At 72.2% G+C, this 19,024-nt stretch carries 15 protein-coding genes and 1 pseudogene; 11 read left to right on the plus strand and 5 right to left on the minus strand.

Features of this window, described 5'->3' with window-relative positions; genetic code table 11:
* Positions 1–45 precede the first annotated feature (45 nt).
* From CGL27_RS17125 to nirD, 3 genes and pseudogenes are all read left to right on the plus strand, one after another.
* Positions 46–1,460, plus strand: a pseudogene (locus tag CGL27_RS17125) (FAD-dependent oxidoreductase).
* A 2-nt stretch (positions 1,461–1,462) separates the two neighbouring features.
* On the plus strand, positions 1,463–4,096 hold the full coding sequence (gene nirB, locus CGL27_RS17130) for a nitrite reductase large subunit NirB (RefSeq protein WP_119988116.1): 2,634 nt from the start codon (positions 1,463–1,465) through the stop codon (positions 4,094–4,096).
* Positions 4,093–4,464, plus strand: a complete 372-nt coding sequence (gene nirD / locus CGL27_RS17135) for a nitrite reductase small subunit NirD (RefSeq protein WP_119988119.1) — start codon at positions 4,093–4,095, stop codon at positions 4,462–4,464. Before nirB ends, nirD begins: the two co-directional genes overlap by 4 nt.
* A gap of 178 nt (positions 4,465–4,642) precedes the next feature.
* On the opposite strand, the gene CGL27_RS17140 is transcribed toward nirD, so the two are convergent.
* The 3 genes from CGL27_RS17140 to CGL27_RS17150 all read right to left on the minus strand — a co-directional run bounded on the left by CGL27_RS17140 (position 4,643) and on the right by CGL27_RS17150 (position 7,790).
* Entirely contained in the window at positions 4,643–5,893 is a 1,251-nt protein-coding gene (locus CGL27_RS17140; protein WP_240450532.1) for a hypothetical protein, read from the minus strand.
* A gap of 81 nt (positions 5,894–5,974) precedes the next feature.
* Positions 5,975–7,189, minus strand: coding sequence for a CU044_5270 family protein (locus CGL27_RS17145; RefSeq protein ID WP_119988121.1), 1,215 nt, complete (start codon positions 7,187–7,189; stop codon positions 5,975–5,977).
* A gap of 1 nt (position 7,190) precedes the next feature.
* The gene (locus tag CGL27_RS17150) at positions 7,191–7,790 is read right to left on the minus strand and encodes a sigma-70 family RNA polymerase sigma factor (protein WP_119988124.1); all 600 of its coding nucleotides are present in this window, start codon (positions 7,788–7,790) and stop codon (positions 7,191–7,193) included.
* 555 nt (positions 7,791–8,345) lie between these two features.
* Here CGL27_RS17150 and CGL27_RS17155 point away from each other — a divergent pair.
* The 5 genes from CGL27_RS17155 to CGL27_RS17175 all read left to right on the plus strand — a co-directional run bounded on the left by CGL27_RS17155 (position 8,346) and on the right by CGL27_RS17175 (position 15,757).
* Complete coding sequence (locus tag CGL27_RS17155; protein WP_119988126.1) at positions 8,346–9,389, plus strand: LacI family DNA-binding transcriptional regulator; 1,044 nt, start codon at positions 8,346–8,348, stop codon at positions 9,387–9,389.
* A 604-nt stretch (positions 9,390–9,993) separates the two neighbouring features.
* Entirely contained in the window at positions 9,994–11,337 is a 1,344-nt protein-coding gene (locus tag CGL27_RS17160) for an extracellular solute-binding protein (RefSeq protein WP_205587709.1), read from the plus strand.
* On the plus strand, positions 11,337–12,308 hold the full coding sequence (locus tag CGL27_RS17165) for a sugar ABC transporter permease (RefSeq protein WP_119988129.1): 972 nt from the start codon (positions 11,337–11,339) through the stop codon (positions 12,306–12,308). Before CGL27_RS17160 ends, CGL27_RS17165 begins: the two co-directional genes overlap by 1 nt.
* 110 nt (positions 12,309–12,418) lie before the next feature.
* Positions 12,419–13,267 (plus strand): carbohydrate ABC transporter permease, encoded by an 849-nt coding sequence (locus CGL27_RS17170; RefSeq protein ID WP_119994429.1) that lies wholly within the window; start codon positions 12,419–12,421, stop codon positions 13,265–13,267.
* An 84-nt stretch (positions 13,268–13,351) separates the two neighbouring features.
* Complete coding sequence (locus tag CGL27_RS17175) at positions 13,352–15,757, plus strand: glycoside hydrolase family 3 N-terminal domain-containing protein (RefSeq protein ID WP_119988132.1); 2,406 nt, start codon at positions 13,352–13,354, stop codon at positions 15,755–15,757.
* An 18-nt stretch (positions 15,758–15,775) separates the two neighbouring features.
* On the opposite strand, the gene CGL27_RS50085 is transcribed toward CGL27_RS17175, so the two are convergent.
* Positions 15,776–15,922, minus strand: a complete 147-nt coding sequence (locus CGL27_RS50085) for a hypothetical protein (protein WP_162953014.1) — start codon at positions 15,920–15,922, stop codon at positions 15,776–15,778.
* A gap of 178 nt (positions 15,923–16,100) precedes the next feature.
* On the opposite strand from CGL27_RS50085, the gene CGL27_RS17180 reads away from it, so the two are divergent.
* Positions 16,101–17,033 (plus strand): oxidoreductase, encoded by a 933-nt coding sequence (locus tag CGL27_RS17180; RefSeq protein ID WP_119988134.1) that lies wholly within the window; start codon positions 16,101–16,103, stop codon positions 17,031–17,033.
* Between the two features lie 8 nt (positions 17,034–17,041).
* Here CGL27_RS17180 and CGL27_RS17185 read toward each other — a convergent pair whose 3' ends face one another.
* Entirely contained in the window at positions 17,042–17,458 is a 417-nt protein-coding gene (locus CGL27_RS17185) for a hypothetical protein (protein ID WP_119988136.1), read from the minus strand.
* A gap of 330 nt (positions 17,459–17,788) precedes the next feature.
* On the opposite strand from CGL27_RS17185, the gene CGL27_RS17190 reads away from it, so the two are divergent.
* A complete protein-coding gene (locus CGL27_RS17190; RefSeq protein ID WP_119988139.1) occupies positions 17,789–18,031 on the plus strand; it encodes a DUF6879 family protein in 243 nt (80 codons plus the stop codon).
* A 21-nt stretch (positions 18,032–18,052) separates the two neighbouring features.
* Positions 18,053–18,901, plus strand: a complete 849-nt coding sequence (locus CGL27_RS17195; protein ID WP_119988142.1) for a helix-turn-helix transcriptional regulator — start codon at positions 18,053–18,055, stop codon at positions 18,899–18,901.
* Positions 18,902–19,024 lie beyond the last annotated feature (123 nt).

Below are 19,024 nucleotides of genomic sequence, written 5' to 3' on the forward strand. Positions count from 1 at the left end.
GGCGGGGATGCGGTCGGGTAACAGGCACCCCGCACGCTTCCTGGCATGGAGTCGAACAGGGAGCCGGGGAGCCCGCAGCAGCGGCGGGTGGTGATCGTCGGCGGCGGGATGGCGGGCACCAGGCTGGCGCAGCAGCTAGTCGCGAGTGCGGGTGTGGGTACTGGCCCGGTCGCCCTCGACGTCACGGTCATCGGCGAGGAGCCGCACCCCGCGTACAACCGGGTGCTGCTCGCCGAGGTCCTCGCCGGGCGGTACGCCCCGGAGGTCATCGCCCTCCCCGTCCCCGCCGCCGGGGCCGGGGCCGAGGTGCGGCGGCTCAGCGGGGTGCGGGTGGTCCGCGTCGACCGCCCCACGGCGGAGGTGCTGTGCGACGACGGCCGCCGCGTGCCGTACGACGCGCTGGTGCTGGCCACCGGCTCCAACCCGGTGCTGCCGCCGCTGCGCGGCCTGTTCGAGCCGGACGGCCGCGACGACCTCCATGCCCTCCCGGAAGGCGTCCACGCCTTCCGCACCATGGACGACTGCCTGGCCCTCGGCGCGGCCGTACGGCCCGGGACGCGGGCCGTCGTCATCGGCGGCGGACTCCTCGGCGTCTCCGCCGCCCGTGCGCTGGCCCAGCGAGGTGCCCAGGTGGTCCTGGCGCACCAGGGCGAGCATCTGATGGAGCGCCAGCTGGACCCGGGCGCGTCACGGCTGCTGCGGCGGCATATGGCGGCGCTGGGCGTGGAGGTCCACACCGAATGCCGGGTCCGGGGCCTGCGCACCCGCGTCGCGGGGCCGGGGGGCGGCGGGCGGGCGGCGCGGGCAGTCCGCGCCGTCGAACTGGCCGACGGATACGCCCTGGAGGCCGATCTGGTCGTGCTCGCGTGCGGGGTCCGGCCACGGGTCGGGCTGGCCCGGGCGGCCGGACTGGAGGTGGCACACGGCATCGTCGTCGACGACGAGCTACGGACGAGTGACCCGTGGGTGTTCGCGATCGGCGACTGCGCGGAACACGACGGCGTCGTGTACGGCCTGGCGGGCCCCGCCCAGGAGCAAGCAGACGTCCTGGCGCGGTTGCTGGCCCCCACCCCGCCCCTTCCCGAACCAAGGGGGCTCCGCCCCCTGGCCCCCACCGGGGCTCCACCCCGGACCCCGCTCCTCAATCGCCGGAGGGGCTGGATTTTCGCTACACAGGCACCCGTGCCCTCACCCGCCTGACGCTCGCGTCAACGTCCGGCCCCCTGGACCTCGCTGCCTTCGGCAACCCCACCCCCGCCCCCGGCGACGACGTCATCCACCTCACCGACGCCACCCGCAACACGTACCGCAAAGTCGTGGTCCGCGGCGACCGCCTCCTCGGCGGCATCCTTCTCGGCGATCTCGGCACCGTCGGCGCGCTCGCCCGCGCCTGGGAGGGCGATGAGCCGCTCCCGGCCACCCCCCTGCTCCACCTGCTGACCAACGATGGAGGCTCCTGACGATGAGCGCACCGATCACGACGAGCACGCCGAAGCCCGAGACCGCCGCCGCCCCCACCATCGTGGTGGTCGGCCACGGAATGGTCGGCCAGCGGTTTCTCGAAGCGCTCGTCGAGCGGAACGTCACCGAGACCGCCGCCCGCGTCGTCGTGTTCTGCGAGGAGCCCCGGCACGCCTACGACCGCGTCCAGTTGACCTCGTACTTCTCCGGCCGCACCCCCGACGAACTCTCCCTCGTCGAGGACGGCTTCATGGCGCGGCACGGCATCGAGTTGCATCTCGGCGACCCGGCCGAGTCCATCGACCGCGCCGCCCGCACCGTGACCGCCCGCTCCGGGCTGACCGTGGCGTACGACACGCTCGTGCTGGCCACCGGCTCGTATCCGTTCGTCCCGCCCGTGCCCGGCAAGGACAGCGACGGCTGCTTCGTCTACCGCACCGTCGAGGATCTGCTCGCGATCGAGGAGTACGCCGAGCACCGCACGTCCGGCGTCGTCGTGGGCGGGGGGCTGCTGGGCCTGGAGGCGGCGGGGGCGCTGAAGGGGCTCGGGCTGACCACGCACATCGTGGAGTTCAACCCGCGGCTGATGGCCATCCAGGTGGACGGGGGCGGTGGCGCCGCGCTGCGCCGCACGGTCGAGGACATGGGCCTGATCGTGCACACCGGCGTGGGCGGCAAAGAGATCACGGCGGACGGCGACGGCGCGGTCACCGCCATGGCGCTGTCCGACGGCTCGTCCATCGACACCGACCTCGTCATCTTCTCGGCGGGCGTACGCCCCCGCGATCAGCTCGCCCGCGACTGCGGTCTGGAGGTCGGCGAGCGCGGCGGGATCGCGGTGGACGAGCGGTGCCGCACCAGCGATCCGGCGGTGTACGCGATCGGCGAATGCGCGCTGGCCGCCGACGGCCGGGTGTACGGGCTGGTCGCGCCCGGCTATGAGATGGCCGAGGTCGCGGCGAGCACCATCGCCGGCCAAGCCACCGCGCGCTTCAACGGCGCCGACACCTCCACCAAGCTCAAGCTCCTCGGCGTCGACGTGGCCAGCTTCGGCGATGCCCACGGCACCGCCGACGGCTGCCTGGACGTCGTCTACTCCGACTCCCGCACGGGCGTCTACAAGAAGCTGGTGGTCGGCGCCGACGGCACCCTCCTCGGTGGGGTGCTGGTCGGCGACGCCGAGGCGTACGGCATGCTGCGCCCGCTCACCGGCGCCGTACCGCCCGTCGCCCCCGAGCAGCTCGTGCTCCCGGCGGGGCTGGGCGCGCCCGCCGCGCTCGGGCCGTCGGCGCTGCCGGACGAGGCGGTCGTCTGCAACTGCCACAACGTCACCAAGGGCGCGATCCGTTCGGCCGTCGCCGACCACCGCTGCACCACCGTCCCGGAGGTGAAGAAGTGCACCAAGGCGGGCACGGGCTGCGGCAGTTGCGTCAAGGCGCTCACCTCACTCGTCAACGACGAACTGGAGGCGAGCGGCGTCAGCGTCGACAAGGGGCTGTGCGGCTGCTTCGCGTACACCCGCGCCGAGCTGTACGAGATCGTCCGTACCCTGCGCATCGCCAGCTACGCCCAGTTGCTGGACAGCCACGGCCGGGCCGAGGCCCGGCAGGGCGACGGCTGTGAGGTGTGCAAGCCCGCCGTCGGCTCGATCATCGCCTCGCTGGCCCCGACCCTGGGCGCGAGCGGCTATGTCCTGGACGGCGAGCAGGCAGCGCTGCAGGACACCAACGACCACTTCCTGGCGAATCTGCAGCGCAACGGGTCGTATTCGATCGTGCCCCGGATCCCCGGCGGGGAGATCACCCCGGAGAAGCTGATCGTGATCGGCGAGGTGGCCCGGGACTTCGGGCTCTATACGAAGATCACCGGCGGTCAGCGGATCGACCTCTTCGGCGCCCGGGTGGACCAGCTCCCCCTGATCTGGGCGCGGCTGGTGGACGCCGGATTCGAGTCGGGCCACGCGTACGGCAAGGCGCTGCGCACCGTGAAGTCGTGTGTGGGGCAGACCTGGTGCCGCTACGGAGTGCAGGACTCGGTCCGGATGGCCATCGACCTGGAGCTGCGCTACCGGGGGCTGCGCGCACCGCACAAGCTGAAGTCGGCCGTCTCGGGGTGTGCCCGCGAATGCGCGGAGGCGCGCGGCAAGGACTTCGGCGTGATCGCCACCTCCGCCGGCTGGAACCTGTACGTGGGCGGCAACGGCGGAGCCGATCCGCGCCACGCCGATCTGCTCGCCCAGGACCTGGACGACGAGGAGCTGATCCGGCTCATCGACCGGTTCCTGATGTTCTACATCCGCACCGCGGACCGTCTGGAGCGCACCTCGGCCTGGCTGGAGCGGATCGGGGGCGGCCTGGACCATGTGCGCGATGTGGTGGTCGAGGACTCGCTGGGGCTGTGCGCCGAGCTGGAGGCGATGATGGCCGACCATGTGACCGGCTACCGCGACGAGTGGGCCGAGACCCTGGGCGACCCGGAACGGCTGCGGCGCTTCGTCTCCTTCGTCAACGCGCCCGACGCGCCGGACCCGACGGTGAAGTTCGTGCCCGAACGCGACCAGGTCAAGCCGGACCTGACGATCCTGTCCGGCCCCACCCTCCCCGTCCGTACCCTCGAAGGGACTGCCAGCCGATGACCATGGCACCCGAGCGGACCGCCGTCCGTGTGGAACTCCTCATCGACCAGCGGTGGTTCGCGGTCTGCGAGCTGACCGACCTCACCCCCGGGCGCGGCGTCGCCGCCCTGCTGCCGGACGGCACCCAGGTGGCGGTCTTCCTCGACCGGTCGGGACGCGCGTACGCGATCGCCAACCGCGACCCGTTCACCGGGGCGTACGTCCTCTCCCGGGGATTGCTGGGCTCGGCGGGCGGACGGCCGTTCGTCGCCTCCCCGCTGCTGAAGCAGCGCTTCGACCTGGAGACGGGGCGGTGCCTGGACGACGAGACGGTCGCCGTCCAGGCGTATGTCACGCGCACGGGGGACGCGGCAGCGCACGTCGCCTGAGGGGGTCGGCGCACGTCCCGTGAGGGGTCACCGCACGTCCCCTGAGGCGAGCAGCGCCCGCCCCGGGAGGGGTCACCGCACGCCCCGGGAGGAGGCAGCGCCCGCCCCGGGAGGGGGCAGCTCCTTGAGCGGGGCAGCGCCCTCCGCCAAGGGGGAGTCACCACCCGCCCCGTGCGGGTCACCGCACGTCGCGTGAGACCAGCATCCCGCACTGGACGGGGTCGCTCGCGCAGCCGGCCGTCCCCGCGGCGAACACGCCCTTCGTTCCGGGGACGCCCGCGATGCCGAGCACCGTGGACATCTCGCTGTGTTCGGTGACGTCGGCGGGCAGTTCCTCGGTCGCCCACTCCGTACCGGTCCAGCGGGACAGCACGGAGTGGCGGTTGCCCGGGGTCCAGCCGCCGATCCACAGCCGCCCGGCGCCGTCCGCGCCCACGGCGTTCGCCTCGCCGACGGGAAGCGCGGGCAGCGACTCCCAGCGGCTGCCGGTCCAGCGGGTGGCCATGGTGGCCTTGGGCGTGTCCTCGTTGGTCTTGCCGACCACGTAGACCGAGTTACGGCCGGTGGCCACGGCGTGGCCGGCCGTCCAGCCGGTCGCGGACTCGGCGGGGGTGGGCACCTCGCGGACCGTCCAGCCGCTGCCGTTCCAGTGGTGGAGCAGCGGCTTTGTCACATCGCCGGTGACGGCGTCGGAAGTGACCCAGACATCGTCCGGGCCGGTGCCGGTGATGCTCGAGGGACGCACCTCCCCGCCGCCGGGTGCGGCGGGGAGGGACACCCTCTGCCACCTGGAACCGGTCCAGCGCTCCAGATAGGAGACCTCGGCGCCGCTCTCCGGATTCCAGTCGAAGCCGGTCAGCCAGGCCGACTTCTCACCGAACGTGGCGATGTCGAGGACGAAGCTCAGCGACCCCTCGGGGGCGGCGGCATGGTCGACCTTGTTCCACTTCTTCCCGTCCCAGTGCTGCAGCACGACCGCGGTGTTGTCGTCCAGTGTGCCGGCGGCCCAGGCGTCGTCGGGCGCGGAGGCGGCGATCTCCTGCAGCCACGTGGCCTTGCCGCCGGTGGCGGCGGCGGGCACATCCGTCCACGTGGTGCCGTTCCAGTGCCTGATCAGGGGGGTGGCTCCGGCGGCGCCGTCCGTGTTCCGGCCCACGATCCACGCGTCCTTGGCACCGGTCGAGGCGATGTCCCAGAACTCCTTCGAAGCCGTCTCGCCCATCGGCGTCCGCAGCTTCCACGGGGTGGCGGCGCGGGCCGCCGGGTCCGACGCGGTGGTGGACGTGGCGGCGGTGACGGCGCCCGGCGCGGCGTTCGCCGGGGTGGCGTTCGCCGGGGTGCCGAGGGTGCCGAGTGCGACCGCGCACACGGCGACCGCCGTGCGCAGCCAGATCCGGCGGGTTCCGGGCCGTCCTGTGGTTCTGTCCATGACCTTCCTTCTGCTCGGGTGGGGTTCTCAGAAGGAAATGGCCGCGGCCCGGCCGTTCTTACAGCCCGCCCCGGCCAGTCATTACGGGGTTTCCGGGGTTTCCGGGGTTTCCGGGGTCTTCAGTTGCCGGTCGGTCCACTCCGACCTGACGGTGGCGGTGTAGTTCACCACCGTGCCCGAGGTGAGCCCCGCCTTCGCGGCCTTCGCGTCCGGCTCGGTCAGGACCTCCTGCTCGGACAGCAGGGCCCCGGTCGCCGGGTCCACGATCAGCTCGGACCGTCCGGTCCCGTAGCCGGGCCGGTCGGACGCGGGCAGGGCGAAGCCGACGCCCTCGCGGCCCAGCGGATCGGTCACCTCGCCGAGCGCGCGGATGCCCGGCAGCCCCGCGATGACGCGGTACGCGGCGGCCCGTACCTCGGCCTTCACCGGCAGGCCGATCAGCCCGGCCGCCTGCCGCCACATCCACTCGGTGCGGCCGCGGACCTCGCTCCCGCCGTCCTCCCGGTACAGGTCCGACAGCACCTTCTTCAGCTTCGCGCTGTCGCCCGGGAGTTGCCGTAGGTCCTCGTAGGTCACATTGCGTGCGCCGAGGGCGGCGATCCGGTCGCCCGAGTTGATGCGGTCCACCGTCGGCCGCTTCCCGGCCCCGGTCTCGATCCGCAGACCGAGCCTGCCGCCCCGTCCGGTGTCGGCGAGCGTCAGGTCCTTCGGCGAGCCGGCGGCCCGCCAGCGCGCCGTATCGCGCTCGGTGCGGGGCTTGGTGGTGGCGTCGAGCCCCATGACGTTGAGGCTTTCCGTGCCGGGCCGTACCCCGAAGGACCGCTGCTGCTTCTCGGAGCTGGACACCGCGAAGGTCTCCCCGGACGCGTCGACGACGGCGATCCAGGCCGACCGGGTGGTCATCTGCCAGTAGGTGCCCTCGTCCGCCGCCGTCCGGTCCAGCCGGTCGGCGACGTGCTGCAGCGCCAGACGGCCGTTGGCCGGGATGTGCCGGGCGCCGTCCGCCGTGGGGCCGACGGACGCCCGGGAGCCCTCGGCGCCCGAGCCGCCCTGGGGGAGGGTGGCGACGAGCACTCCGGCGGCAGCCGCTGTCGCCGCGACGGGCAGCGCCCAGCGCCAGGTGAACATCCGGGGGGACCGGCGGAGTTCCGACGCCTCGGCCGTGCCGACCGTACCGGCCAGGATGGTCTCCAGGTCGCGGCGGGCGCGTGCGGAACCGGCCAGGTGGTCCGGATCGAGTTCCGGGGGCCGCGCGTCCGCCAGGGTCTTCATCACATCGTGCCGCTTGCGTGCCATCTCAGGTCTCCTTCACTGTCACGTTCGCGCGAGGGGCGCGAGGGCGGGGGCGAGGGTCAAGGCCGGGCTCGGGGCCGGGGCCGGGGCCGGGGCTGAGGTCCGGGTCGGGTCCGACCGCGTCCACGGCCCGCTCCAGCCGCCGTCTGGCCCGGTGCAGCCGCACCGCGAACGTGGCGCTGGAACAGCCGAGGACGCGCGCGGCCTCTCGCGGGCCGAGCCCGTGCCAGGCGACCAGCGTCAGCAGCTCGCGGTCGGCGGCGGACAGCCCCGCCAGGGCCTGCAGTGCCACCGCGCGCTCGGTCACCCCCGCGGCCACGTCCTCGACCTGGGCGCCGGAGGTGATGACGCGCTGAGCCTCCTGGGCGGCCAGGTTGTACTGCCTGCCGTCTCTGCGCCGCAGCTCGCGGGTCAGATTGCGGGCCACGCCGAGCAGCCACGGCAGCGGCGGCGTCGGGATGTCCCGCATCCGCCGCCAGGCGACCGTGAATGTCTCGCTGGTGATGTCCTCACCGACCTGCCGGCCCACCAGGCTGGCCGCGTAGGCCAGCACACGGGGGTGGCACTCCTCGTAAAGGTCCCGAAAGCGTTGGGCGTCGGTCACGCCGTCTCCTCATCTCGGCTCTCTCACCATGCAGTGGTCGAGGGCCGCGCTTTCTTACACCCGGGGAGAGGAAAGTTTGGGCGGCGAGGTGCCTACACGCTGGAGCGGGGTCACCGGCCAAGTGGTGCGGGGCCAACGGCCAAGCAGACGACGGCGCCCAGCCGGTCGCTCGGGGCCAACGGCCAGGCGGACGAGGATGGTCAGCCGGTCGCGCGGGACCAACAGCCGGACAGACCACGACCTCAGCCGGTCGAGCAAGGCCAACGGCCAAGCAGACCACGACCTCAGCCGGTCGAACGGGACCACCGACCAAGCGGACCACGGCCCCCTGCCGGGCGCGCGGGCGGCCCCGCCGAGGGGAAGTCGCCCGGCACGGTGGTGTGACGGCGGCGGAGGCCGGCCCCGCGGCGCTGCGTAAGCTCAGAAGCTTATGGGGACGTCCCTCTCTCGTCTCTTCACGTCTGATCCGGTTTTCCGGAAGACTTCTGCAAGGTTCCGAGGGTGCGCCCCGGAAAGTGAGAGGCGGGGGTGGCTCCCGTCAACCGAGGAGGCGGAATGGCTACGGAGAGCAGGGGCACCGAGGGCGGCGCCCGGCCCAAGGTGACGATCACGGCCATCGCGCAGGAGGCCGGGGTGTCAGTGCCCACGGTCTCCCGGGTGGTCAACGGCCGTTCGGATGTCTCGCCCGAGACCCGGGCCCGGGTCGAGGACCTGCTGCGGGTCCACGGCTACCGCCGCCGCCAGCGCGTGCCCGGCGACCGTGCCGCCCTGCTGGACCTGGTCTTCAACGACCTGGACAGCCCCTGGGCAGTGGAGATCATCCGCGGCGTGGAGGAGGTCGCCCACCAGGACGGGGTGGGCACGGTGGTCTCGGCCATCCACGGCCGCGCGGGCTCGGCCCGGCAGTGGCTGAAGAACCTGCGGGCCCGCGCCTCGGACGGGGTGATCCTGGTGACGTCCGTGCTGGAGCCGGTGGTCCACGAGGAGCTGCGGCGGCTGAACGTGCCGATCGTGGTCGTCGACCCGGCCGGCTCCCCGGCGCTGGACGCGCCCACCGTGGGGGCGACCAACTGGGCGGGCGGCATGGCCGCCACCGAACATCTGCTGAGCCTTGGCCACCGCCGGATCGGGCTGATCGCCGGTCCGCCGCGGCTGCTGTGCAGCCGGGCCCGGCTGGACGGCCACCGCGCCGCGCTGGAGGCGGCGGGCGTGCCGTTCGATCCGGCGCTGGTGGCGCAGGGCGACTTCTACCACGAGTCCGGTTTCCACGGCTGCGACCAGCTGATGTCCGGGCCCACCCCGCCGACCGCCATCTTCGCCTCCAGCGACCAGATGGCCCTGGGCGCGATCGAGGCTCTGCGGCGTCGGGGGCTGCGGGTTCCGGAGGATGTGAGCATTGTCGGCTTCGACGACTTGCCCGAGGTGCGGTGGTCGGCGCCGCCGTTGACGACGGTCCGTCAACCGTTGGCGGATATGGGGAAGTTGGCCGCGCGTACGGTGTTGCGGCAGGCGCGGGGGGAGGAGATCGAGTCGCCCAGGGTGGAGCTGGCCACGCAGTTGGTTGTCCGCTCCAGCACCGCGGCACCGGCCGAGGGCTGATTCCCCACCCCGCCCCTTCCCGAACGGGGGCTGCGCCCCCGCCCCCGCCGGGGCTCCGCCCCGGACCCCGGTCCTCAAGCGCCGGACGGGCTGGATTTTCCAGCCCGTCCGGCGATTGAGGACACGCCCGAAGGGCGCTCAGGAGTGCGGCCTCCGGCGGGCCAGGCAGGACCGCGCGGCCCCGGCGGGCTCCGGAGGCGGAGCCCCGGCGGGGTCTGGAGGCGGAGCCCCGGCGGGGTCTGGAGGCGGAGCCCCGGCGGGGTCTGGAGGCGGAGCCCCGGCGGAGGTGCGGGGGCGCAGCCCCGGCGGAGGTGCGGGGGCGGAGCCCCGGCGGGGTCTGGAGGCGGAGCCCCGGCGGAGGTGCGGGGGCGCAGCCCCAGCAGGGGCCCAGGGGCGCAGCCCCAGCGGAGGTGCGGGGACGCAGCCCCAGCAGGGGGCCGGGGGCGCAGCCCCAGCGGGGGCCGGGGGTGTCCCCCGGTTCGGGAAGGGGCGGGGTGGGGAACAAAGCCACCCGCCGCCAGAACTCTTGACACCGCATCAGCACCCCCATACCTTCCACGCAACCGCTTCCGAGAATTATCGGGCTACTTCCGGAAGGCACACGATGCGCATACCTCGGTCAAGGGCAAGGGCAAGGGCAAGGGCAAGGGCAAGGGCAAGGTCCACCCTTCGTGCGTCCACCCTGGCGGCGGCCCTGCTGCTGGCCGGGACGGCACTCGCCGGCTGCGGAAGCGGCGGGCCCAGGGGTTCGGATGACGGGTCCCTCGACGTCTGGGTCTACCAGGACGCCTCGACCAAGGTGCAGCGCGAGGTCGTCAAGCGGTTCAACAAGACCTCCGACATCAAGGCGAAGCTCACCCAGGTGCCCGGTGAGGGCTACTCGGACAAGATGCGCACCTCCATGGGCACGCCCAACGCACCGGATGTCTTCTTCAACTGGGGCGGCGGCAGCATCAGCGACTTCGTCAAGAAGGACATGCTGCTCGGCCTCGACCCGGCCATGGCCAAGGACCCGGAGCTGAAGAAGGCGTTCATCCCCACGATCCTCGACGCGGGGGCGATCGACGGGAAGCACTACGGCATCCCTATGCGCGGGATGCAGCCGGTGATTCTCTTCTACAACAAGGACGTCTTCACGGACGCTGGGGCCCGGCCCCCGAAGTCCTGGGACGATCTGCTGGAGCTCATCGACACTTGCAAGGGCGAGGGCGTCACCCCGTTCGCGCTGGCCGGCACCGATCCCTGGACCGAGCTGATGTGGGTGGAGTACCTGGTGGACCGCTACGGCGGGGCCGGGGTGTTCCAGAAGATCCAGAGCCAGGGCATGGCGGCGTGGGACGACCCGGCGGTGCTCAAGGCCGCGCAGACGATCAAGGATCTGGTGGACCGGGGCGCGTTCGGCAAGAACTACAAGTCGGTCAACTACACCGCCGACGGGGCCTCCACGCTCTTCGCCAAGGGCAAGGCGGCCATGCATCTGATGGGTAGCTGGGAGTACGCCAACCAGAAGGCCAATCAGCCCGCGTTCGCCAAGTCGGGGCTGGGCTGGACCACCTTCCCGGCGGTCCCCGGTGGCAGCGGTGACCCCAAGAGCGTCGTCGGCAACCCGACCAACTACTGGTCGATCAACGCCAAGGTGAAGGGCGACAAGCAGAAGGCCGCGCTCGAATTCGTGAAGTTCGCGGCCCGGCAGGACTACTCCGGCGACCTCATCGCCAACGGGGACGTGCCCGCCACCTCCGACGCCACCTCCCTGCTCGGGAAGCACGAGAACCCCGACTACGCGCGGTTCCAGTACGACCTGGTCAAGCAGGCCCCCGACTTCACGCTCTCCTGGGACCAGGCGCTGCCCGCCAAGTACACCCCGCCGCTGCACACCACCGTGCAGAAGCTGTTCAACGGGCAGCTCGGCCCGGCCGAGTTCGTCGACGCCCTGAAGGGCATGTGATGGCGGACGCCGCGACGCGCGAGCCGCGCCCGGCACACGAGCGCCGCCGGAGCGTCGGCCGGTCGGAGGTCGGCCGGTCGGAGGTCGGCCGGCCGGGGGTCGGCCGGCCCGGCGTCGTCTGGGCCCTGCCAGGGGCGCTGTTCTTCGTCTTCTTCGCGGTGGCGCCGATGGTCCTGGTCGGCGCCCTCGCCTTCACCGACTGGGACGGCATCGGCACCCCGAGCTGGACCGGGATGAGCAACTGGTCCCGGTTGTGGGACGACCCGGAAACCCATCAGGCCATCTGGCTCAGCCTGGTGCTGACCGTGCTGACCTGGGTGTTCCAGACGCCGCTCGCCCTGCTGCTGGGCGTGTGGGCGGCCGGGCGGCAGCGCAACCGGGCCGTACTGTCGGCGATCTTCTTCCTGCCGCTGCTGGGCTCCTCCGTGGCACTCGCGCTGGTCTGGAAGTCGCTGCTGGACCCCAACTTCGGCCTGATCGCCGACATCGGGCCCGCCCTGGGCTTCGCGGACGGCGATCTGCTCGGCAGCTCCAAGGGCGCCTTCGGGGCGGTCCTCTTCGTCACCGCCTGGCAGTTCATCCCGCTGCACACACTGATCTACCAGGGCGGCGCCCGCGCCATCCCCCGCTCGCTCTACGACGCGGCCGCGATCGACGGCGCCGGGACCGTACGGCAGTTCTTCTCGATCACCCTGCCCCAGTTGCGCAACACCATCGTCACCTCCTCGGTGATCATGGTGGTGGGCGCGCTGACCTTCTTCGACACCGTCCTGATCCTCACCAAGGGCGGGCCGGGCACGGACACCACGATCGTGCCGTATCTGATGTACAGGAACGGCTTCCAGGCGTTCGACCTCGGCTACGCCAGCGCGGTCGCCACCATCCTCGTCGTCGTCGCCACCACCGTCTCGCTGCTGCTGGTGCGGCTCACCGGCTTCGCCGCGATGCGCAGCACCCGGGAGGGGATGTGACCGACGTCCTGCCCGGCCACCCGAACCGCTCACCGAGCCACCCCCCGGACGGCATCCGTACGCCGAACAAGACCCCGGCGGCCCCTGGCCCCCGCTTCCGCCGCCGGGGTCTGCCCCGCCGCCCGCGCCTTGTCGGACGCGGCTCCCGGACCCCGAATTACCCCGCCGGGCTGGGCTCCCTGATCTGGCTCGGCATCGTCGGACTGCCGCTGTACGTCCTGGTGGCCGCCACCTTCCAGACCCGCGACGGCTATATCGACGACGGGCCGCTGGCCCTGCCCGACCACCCCACGCTCGCCAACTACCGGCGGGTGCTGCGCTCCGACTTCCTCTCCTACCTCCTCAACACCGCGCTGGTCACGGCGGTATGCGCGGCGATCGTGATCACGCTGTCGGTGACCGTCGGCTACACCGTCGTGCGCGCCCGCGGCCGGGCCTCCCGCCGGATCTTCCAGATCTTCCTGCTGGGGCTGGCGATCCCCTCCCAGGCGGTGGTGATCCCGGTCTATCTGGTCATCACCAAGCTCCATCTGTACGACACCCTGCTCGCGGTGATCCTGCCGACGGCCGCCTTCTCCCTCCCGGTCAGCGTGCTGATCCTGGTCGGCACGATGCGCGATATCGACGAGGAGCTGTACGAGTCGATGGCGCTGGACGGGGCGAGCCCGACCCGGGTGCTGCTCCAGCTCGTCGTGCCGCTGTCGCGGTCCGGGATCTCCACGGTCGGGGTGATGTCGGCCCTGCACGCCTGGAACGGCTTCCTCTTCCCGCTGCTGCTCACCCAGTCCAAGAGCAACCGGCTGCTGACCTTGGGGCTGTACGACTACGTGGGCGAGTTCCGGGTGGACACCCCGGCGCTGCTCACGGCCGTGGTGCTCTCCATCCTCCCGATCTTCCTGGTCTATCTCTTCGCCCGCCGTCAACTGATCAACGGGCTGATGGGCATGGGCGGCAAATAGGCCGACCCCGGCGCGCACAAGCCGCCTCCGGCGGCAGGTAAGCCCGTTCTCCCGCCCCGCCGCCCTCCCCCGACAAGGAGCTTCATGCCTCAGCCCTGGCAGGACACCTCCCTCACCGCCGAGGACCGCGCGGCGGCCCTGCTCTCCTCGATGACGCTGGAGGAGAAGCTCGCCCAACTCGCCGGCGTATGGCCGGGATCCGAGGCCGAGGAGGGCGAGGACGTCGCCCCGCTCCAGCACGAGGTGTCCGAGACCGTGGACCTCGACGGCCTCCTCCCCCATGGCGTCGGCCAGCTCACCCGCCCCTTCGGCACCTCCCCCGTCGAACCGGCCGAGGGCGCCGCCGCGCTGGCCCGCCTCCAGACCCGGATCGCCGCCGGGAACCGCTTCGGGATCCCGGCGCTGGCCCATGAGGAGTGTCTGACCGGCTTCTTCGCCTGGCGCGCCACGGTCTTCCCCACCCCGCTCGCCTGGGGCGCGTCCTTCGACCCGGCGCTGGTGGGGCGGGCCGCCGAGCTGATCGGCGGTTCGCTGCGGTCGGCCGGTATCCACCAGGGGCTGGCCCCGGTGCTGGACGTGGTGCGGGACGCGCGCTGGGGCCGTACGGAGGAGTCCATCGGCGAGGACCCCTATCTGGTCGCCACCATCGGCACCGCCTATGTCCGCGGCCTGGAGTCCGCCGGGATCGTCGCCACCCTCAAGCATTTCGCGGGCTACTCCGCCTCCCGGGGCGGCCGCAACCACGCACCGGTCTCCATCGGCCCGCGGGAACTCGCCGATGTGATCCTGCCGCCCTTCGAGCTGGCGGTGCGGGACGGGGGCGCGCGGTCGGTCATGCACTCCTACAACGACATCGACGGTGTGCCCTCGGCCGCCAACCCCTGGCTGCTGACCGAACTGCTCCGCGACACCTGGGGCTTCACCGGCACGGTCGTCGCCGACTACTTCGGGGTGTCCTTCCTGGAGCTGGCCCACCGGGTCGCCGCCACCCGGGGCGACGCGGCCGGGCTCGCCCTGGCGGCGGGGGTGGACGTGGAGCTGCCCGCGGTGCGCTGCTTCGGCACCCCGCTGCGGGACGCGGTGCGCGCCGGGGAGGTGGACGAGGCGCTGGTGGACCGGGCGGCGCTGCGGGTGCTGCGGCAGAAGTGCGAGCTGGGGCTGCTGGACGCGGACTGGTCGCCGATGCCGTCGGCGCTCTCGGAGCCCACGGAATCCGCCGGGCCCGCGGGAACCCCCGATCTCGATCTCGATCCGCCCGGGATGCGGGCCGTGGCGCGCGAGCTGGCCGAGGAGTCGGTGGTGCTGCTCGCCGACGACGGCGATGTGCTGCCGCTCGCGCCGGACGCCCGGATCGCGGTGGTCGGCCCGCTCGCCGACGACCCGGCCGCCATGCTCGGCTGCTACACCTTCCCCCGCCATGTGGGGGTGGAACACCCCGAACTGCCCCTCGGCATCGAAGTGCCGACACTGTTCGCCGCGCTGCGCGCCGAGCTGCCCGGTGCGCGGACCACCCACGCCGAGGGGTGCGCCGCACCCGGCCCGGCCGGGTCCGCCGGGGACCCGGGCGCGGTGGCCTCGGCCGGTGCGGCGGCGCTCACCGCCGAGAGCCGGTTGGCGCAGGCGGCCAGGACGGCGGCGGACGCGGATGTGTGCGTCGCGGTGCTGGGCGACCGCTCGGGCCTGTTCGGCCGGGGCACCTCGGGCGAGGGCTGCGACGCCGCCGACCTCGAACTCCCCGGTGACCAGGGGGCGTTGCTGGACACCCTGGTGGCCACCGGCACCCCGGTGGTGCTGGTGCTGTTCACGGGTCGGCCGTACGCCCTCGGCCGCTGGTCGAGGCTGCTGGCCGCCGCCGTGCAGGCGTTCTTCCCCGGTGAGGAGGGCGGCCCGGCGGTGGCCGGGGTGCTGAGCGGCCGCGTCAACCCCTCGGGACGGCTGCCGGTGAGCGTCCCGTACACGTCCGGCGGCCAGCCCTGGACGTACGCACAGCCGCCGCTCGGGCTGCGGGGCGACTCCAGCTCGATCGACCCGACCCCGCTGTTCCCCTTCGGCCACGGGCTGTCCTACACCTCGTTCGCCTGGGAGCGCCCGGAGGCCGACGCCGCCGAGGTGCCGACCGACGGGGAGACCACGGTCCGGCTGACCGTGCGCAACACCGGTGACCGGGCCGGGACGGAGGTCGTGCAGCTCTATCTCCATGACCCGGTGGCGCGGATCGCCCGGCCGGTGTCCCGGCTGATCGGCTACGCACGGGTGCCGCTGCGGCCGGGCGAGTCGGCCGAGGTCCACTTCGCCTTCCACGCCGACCTCGCCTCGTATCCGCTGCGGGCCGATGGCACGAGGGTGGTGGAACCAGGCGCGCTGGAGCTGCGGCTGGCCTCCTCCAGCGCCGACTCCGGCGTACGGCACACGGTCCCGCTGACGCTCACCGGCCCTGAGCGCACGGTGGACCACCGGCGGCGGATGGTGTGCGAGGCGCGGGTGAAGTAGGGGCGGGGCGGGGCCGGTTCAGACCGGCGCCTCGCCCTTCTCCACCAGCGCCCAGGCGTGGGCGAACAGTTCGGGCAGGGTGCGGGTGGGGAGCGGAAGGGGGTTCTCCAGCCGTCGGTTGTACGAGCGCCGCACCCCGATCAGCTCCGCCTTCCACGCCTCCATGGGCTGGCGCAGGTGAGCAGCGGGGCAGGGGGTGCCGAAAGCCGCACCCGCCCGAGCCGGGCACTACCCCAGCGGGTCTTGCCGATCCGCACGCCTCGCACCTTCATGAACCCGCCCTTAGGCTGTCGCCGGACACAGGGGCTACCGGCGCGTAGCACACACCGCGAAGGAGCGCGAGATGAAGGGCTGGACCGCGAGCGACATCCCCGATCAGACGGGCCGCATCGCCGTGGTGACCGGCGCCAACAGTGGCCTCGGCTTCATCACCGCCCGGGAGTTGGCACGGCGCGGCGCCCAGGTGGTCCTCGCCTGCCGCAGCGAGGCGCGCGGGGCCGAGGCCGCGCAGCGGATCCGGGCGCAGGCGCCGGGCGCGTATGTGCGGGTCGCGCCGCTGGACCTCGCGGATCTGAAGTCCGTACGCACCTTCGCGGCCGAGCACCAGGTCGACCGGCTCGATCTGCTCATCAACAACGCGGGCGTAATGGCCCTTCCGCGCCGCAGCACCGCCGACGGCTTCGAGATGCAGTTCGGCGTCAACCACCTGGGGCACTTCGCGCTGACCGGGCTGCTGCTCCCGAAGCTCCTGGAGGCGGGCCCGGGGGCGCGAGTGGTCAGCGTGTCCAGCTTTATGCACATGCTGGGGACGGTCGACCCGCGCGACCTGAACATGGAGCGCGGATACCGCCGCTGGACCGCCTACTCCCGCTCCAAGTCCGCCAATCTCCTCTTCATCCACGAGCTGTCCCGCCGCCTGCGCGCGACGGGCGCCCACCTGGTGGCAGCCGCCGCACACCCCGGCTACGCCTCGACCAACCTCCAGACCGCCGCCCCGAAAATGGAGGGCCGCCGGGCGACCGAGCGATTCATGGAAATCGGCAACCGCTACTTCGCCCAGAGCCCGGACCAGGGCGCCCTCCCCACTCTGTACGCGGCCACCGCCCCGGGCGTCCGCCAGGACGACTTCTTCGGCCCGCCCTTCCAGGGAATCTGGCACGGCTCCCCCGTCCGCTCGGCCCGCGCCAAGTGGACGCGCAGCGACACGGCGGGGCGGGGGCTGTGGGCCGCGTCCGAGCGGCTGACGGGCGTGCGGTACGAGGCGCTCGCGAACTGAGTACCGAGTCACGTCCGCTGCTGGGGACAGCCGATCTCGGGGCGTAAGCGGTGGGGACCGCAGGCGATCAGGCATACGGAGAGAAACCGCTGCCCGGTGAGATACCACCCTCCTGCGGCGTCCTCCCCGCCGGCGACCGCCTTGGCCGCGCCCTGGACCTTCACCGACAGTGTTTCGGGCGCGCGGTCATGGACGGAGGCGAAGGAGTGGGCGTGTTCGCGGGCCCGCTCGCCGAACCAGGTGGCGGCTTGAGTGGGCTCGGTCCAGGTTCCCTGGACGAAGGTGGGGGGCTTGAGCAGCCAGTGGGCGAGTTCGAGGGGGACGACCTTGGAAGCCTTGAACTCCGGGTGGATGGGGCGTCTGGGGCCGTCCTTGAGGAGGTCGTGACCCGAGCCGAGCCAGGTGTAGCCGTGGTGGTGGTGCAAGATGTCGCCTTCACTGGCCGAAGAGGGCAGCCCCCGCGTTGGCCGGGACTGCCCTGCCTACCGGGGTTATCGACGGCCGCAGCCGTCACCGCCACCGCAGTCACCGCCCGAAGGGGGCGATGGTGCGTCGGAGTCGGGCATGGTGTCGCCGTCGTCCGGGTCCTGCCGTAAGACGGTCTTGTGTCCTGTCGACCGCATCGGGATGATTCCCTTCTGTGCTGTCGGCACGAGGGCTCTCCTCGCGCCGTCGTGCACCTGCACCCATTCCGGCTGGGCTCGACCTGCCAGGGCTCCGGTCCAGTCGGTACGGGGGTTCAAGGGGGAGGCCGGATGCGTACCGCCTACGCCGAGGCGGCGTTCTTCGTCTGCTCCTCCAGCGCGGCCCACATCAGGAGATCCGCGAGCCGATTCGCGCGATTGGTCGCTCTGCTCAACTTCGATGAGGACGACGAGCTGATCGAGGTCGAGCTGATCACCGAGCCGGCCGAGGTCAACCGCTACCTTCAGGTACGTGACGCGGCGTGGCATTACGCGGTGCGATACGAGAAGTTCGCGTCGGGACTGACCACGTAGGTTGCAAGTACCGTGTGACCGGTGAGCACTGACTTTCAACAGGCGCGGGTGGCTCTTGGAGCGCGGCTTCGGGAGCTGCGTGCGGCATGCCCTGGAGGTCGGCTCACCGGTACACAACTCGCGAAGCGGCTGGGCTGGCCTCACTCCAAGATCTACAAGCTGGAAAACGGGCGCCAGACCGCGACAGCCAAGGACCCGCGCGCCTGGGCCACGGCAACCGATCAGCCGGAGGCCGCCGAGGAACTGCTCTCCCGGTTCAACGGGCTGGAATCCCACATCCGATCGTGGCGCCGCCAACTCGCCGCAGGGCACAAGCCCGTACAGGACGCGATCACTGCTGAACACGCCCGCACGGCCAAGCTGCACATCTGGGAAAACTGTCTCGTGGCGGGAATACTCCAGACGGCCGATTACGCACGCGCGGTGTTCATCCAGAACGCAGACCTGCACAAGTCTCCGCGCGACACCGAGGCTGCGGTCCGCACCCGAGTGAAGCGCCAGGAAGGGCTGTACGACGCACGCAAGCGGTACCGGATCATCATGTGGGAAGGGGCGCTCCGTGCCCTCGTCTGCCCGCCATCAGTCCTCGCCGCACAGTTCGATCGGCTCACGGGCATCATCGGCCTGGACACGGTCGAGCTGGGCATCGTGCCCTTCGCCGCCCCCTTGAAGATCCAGCCCGTCAACGGATTCTGGATCCACGACGAGCGGCTGGTGCTCGTCGAGGACTGGCATGCCGAACTCTGGATCAACGACGCCGACAGCATCGCCCTCTACCTGCGCGCCTGGAACACCCTCCGCGAATCCGCCGTCTTCGGGGCCGATGCCCAGCGCTTGATCCACGAGGCCCGGCGCGCGCTGATCGGGTAGTGTGGCCGTCGCCCGTACGCACCGAGGAGGTGAGACCCATCAATGCCAGTTCAGGCTGGGTGCTCTCGCCGCAGGGATACACGGGATAGCTGACTGCCGGGAGCGCCCTCGGGGATTCCGAAA

It is taken from the genome of Streptomyces sp. 11-1-2, from assembly GCF_003595545.1.
GTDB lineage: Bacteria > Actinomycetota > Actinomycetes > Streptomycetales > Streptomycetaceae > Streptomyces > Streptomyces hygroscopicus_B.

Excerpts from the sequence above, each read along its gene's own strand:
- nirB (WP_119988116.1), top strand. The coding sequence starts at position 1,463 with ATGAGCGCACCGATCACGACGAGCACGCCGAAGCCCGAGACCGCCGCC.
- nirD (WP_119988119.1), top strand. The coding sequence starts at position 4,093 with ATGACCATGGCACCCGAGCGGACCGCCGTCCGTGTGGAACTCCTCATC.
- CGL27_RS17140 (WP_240450532.1), bottom strand. The coding sequence starts at position 5,893 with ATGGACAGAACCACAGGACGGCCCGGAACCCGCCGGATCTGGCTGCGC.
- CGL27_RS17145 (WP_119988121.1), bottom strand. The coding sequence starts at position 7,189 with ATGGCACGCAAGCGGCACGATGTGATGAAGACCCTGGCGGACGCGCGG.
- CGL27_RS17155 (WP_119988126.1), top strand. The coding sequence starts at position 8,346 with ATGGCTACGGAGAGCAGGGGCACCGAGGGCGGCGCCCGGCCCAAGGTG.
- CGL27_RS17160 (WP_205587709.1), top strand. The coding sequence starts at position 9,994 with ATGCGCATACCTCGGTCAAGGGCAAGGGCAAGGGCAAGGGCAAGGGCA.
- CGL27_RS17165 (WP_119988129.1), top strand. The coding sequence starts at position 11,337 with ATGGCGGACGCCGCGACGCGCGAGCCGCGCCCGGCACACGAGCGCCGC.
- CGL27_RS17175 (WP_119988132.1), top strand. The coding sequence starts at position 13,352 with ATGCCTCAGCCCTGGCAGGACACCTCCCTCACCGCCGAGGACCGCGCG.
- CGL27_RS50085 (WP_162953014.1), bottom strand. The coding sequence starts at position 15,922 with ATGGAGGCGTGGAAGGCGGAGCTGATCGGGGTGCGGCGCTCGTACAAC.
- CGL27_RS17180 (WP_119988134.1), top strand. The coding sequence starts at position 16,101 with ATGAAGGGCTGGACCGCGAGCGACATCCCCGATCAGACGGGCCGCATC.
- CGL27_RS17190 (WP_119988139.1), top strand. The coding sequence starts at position 17,789 with ATGCGTACCGCCTACGCCGAGGCGGCGTTCTTCGTCTGCTCCTCCAGC.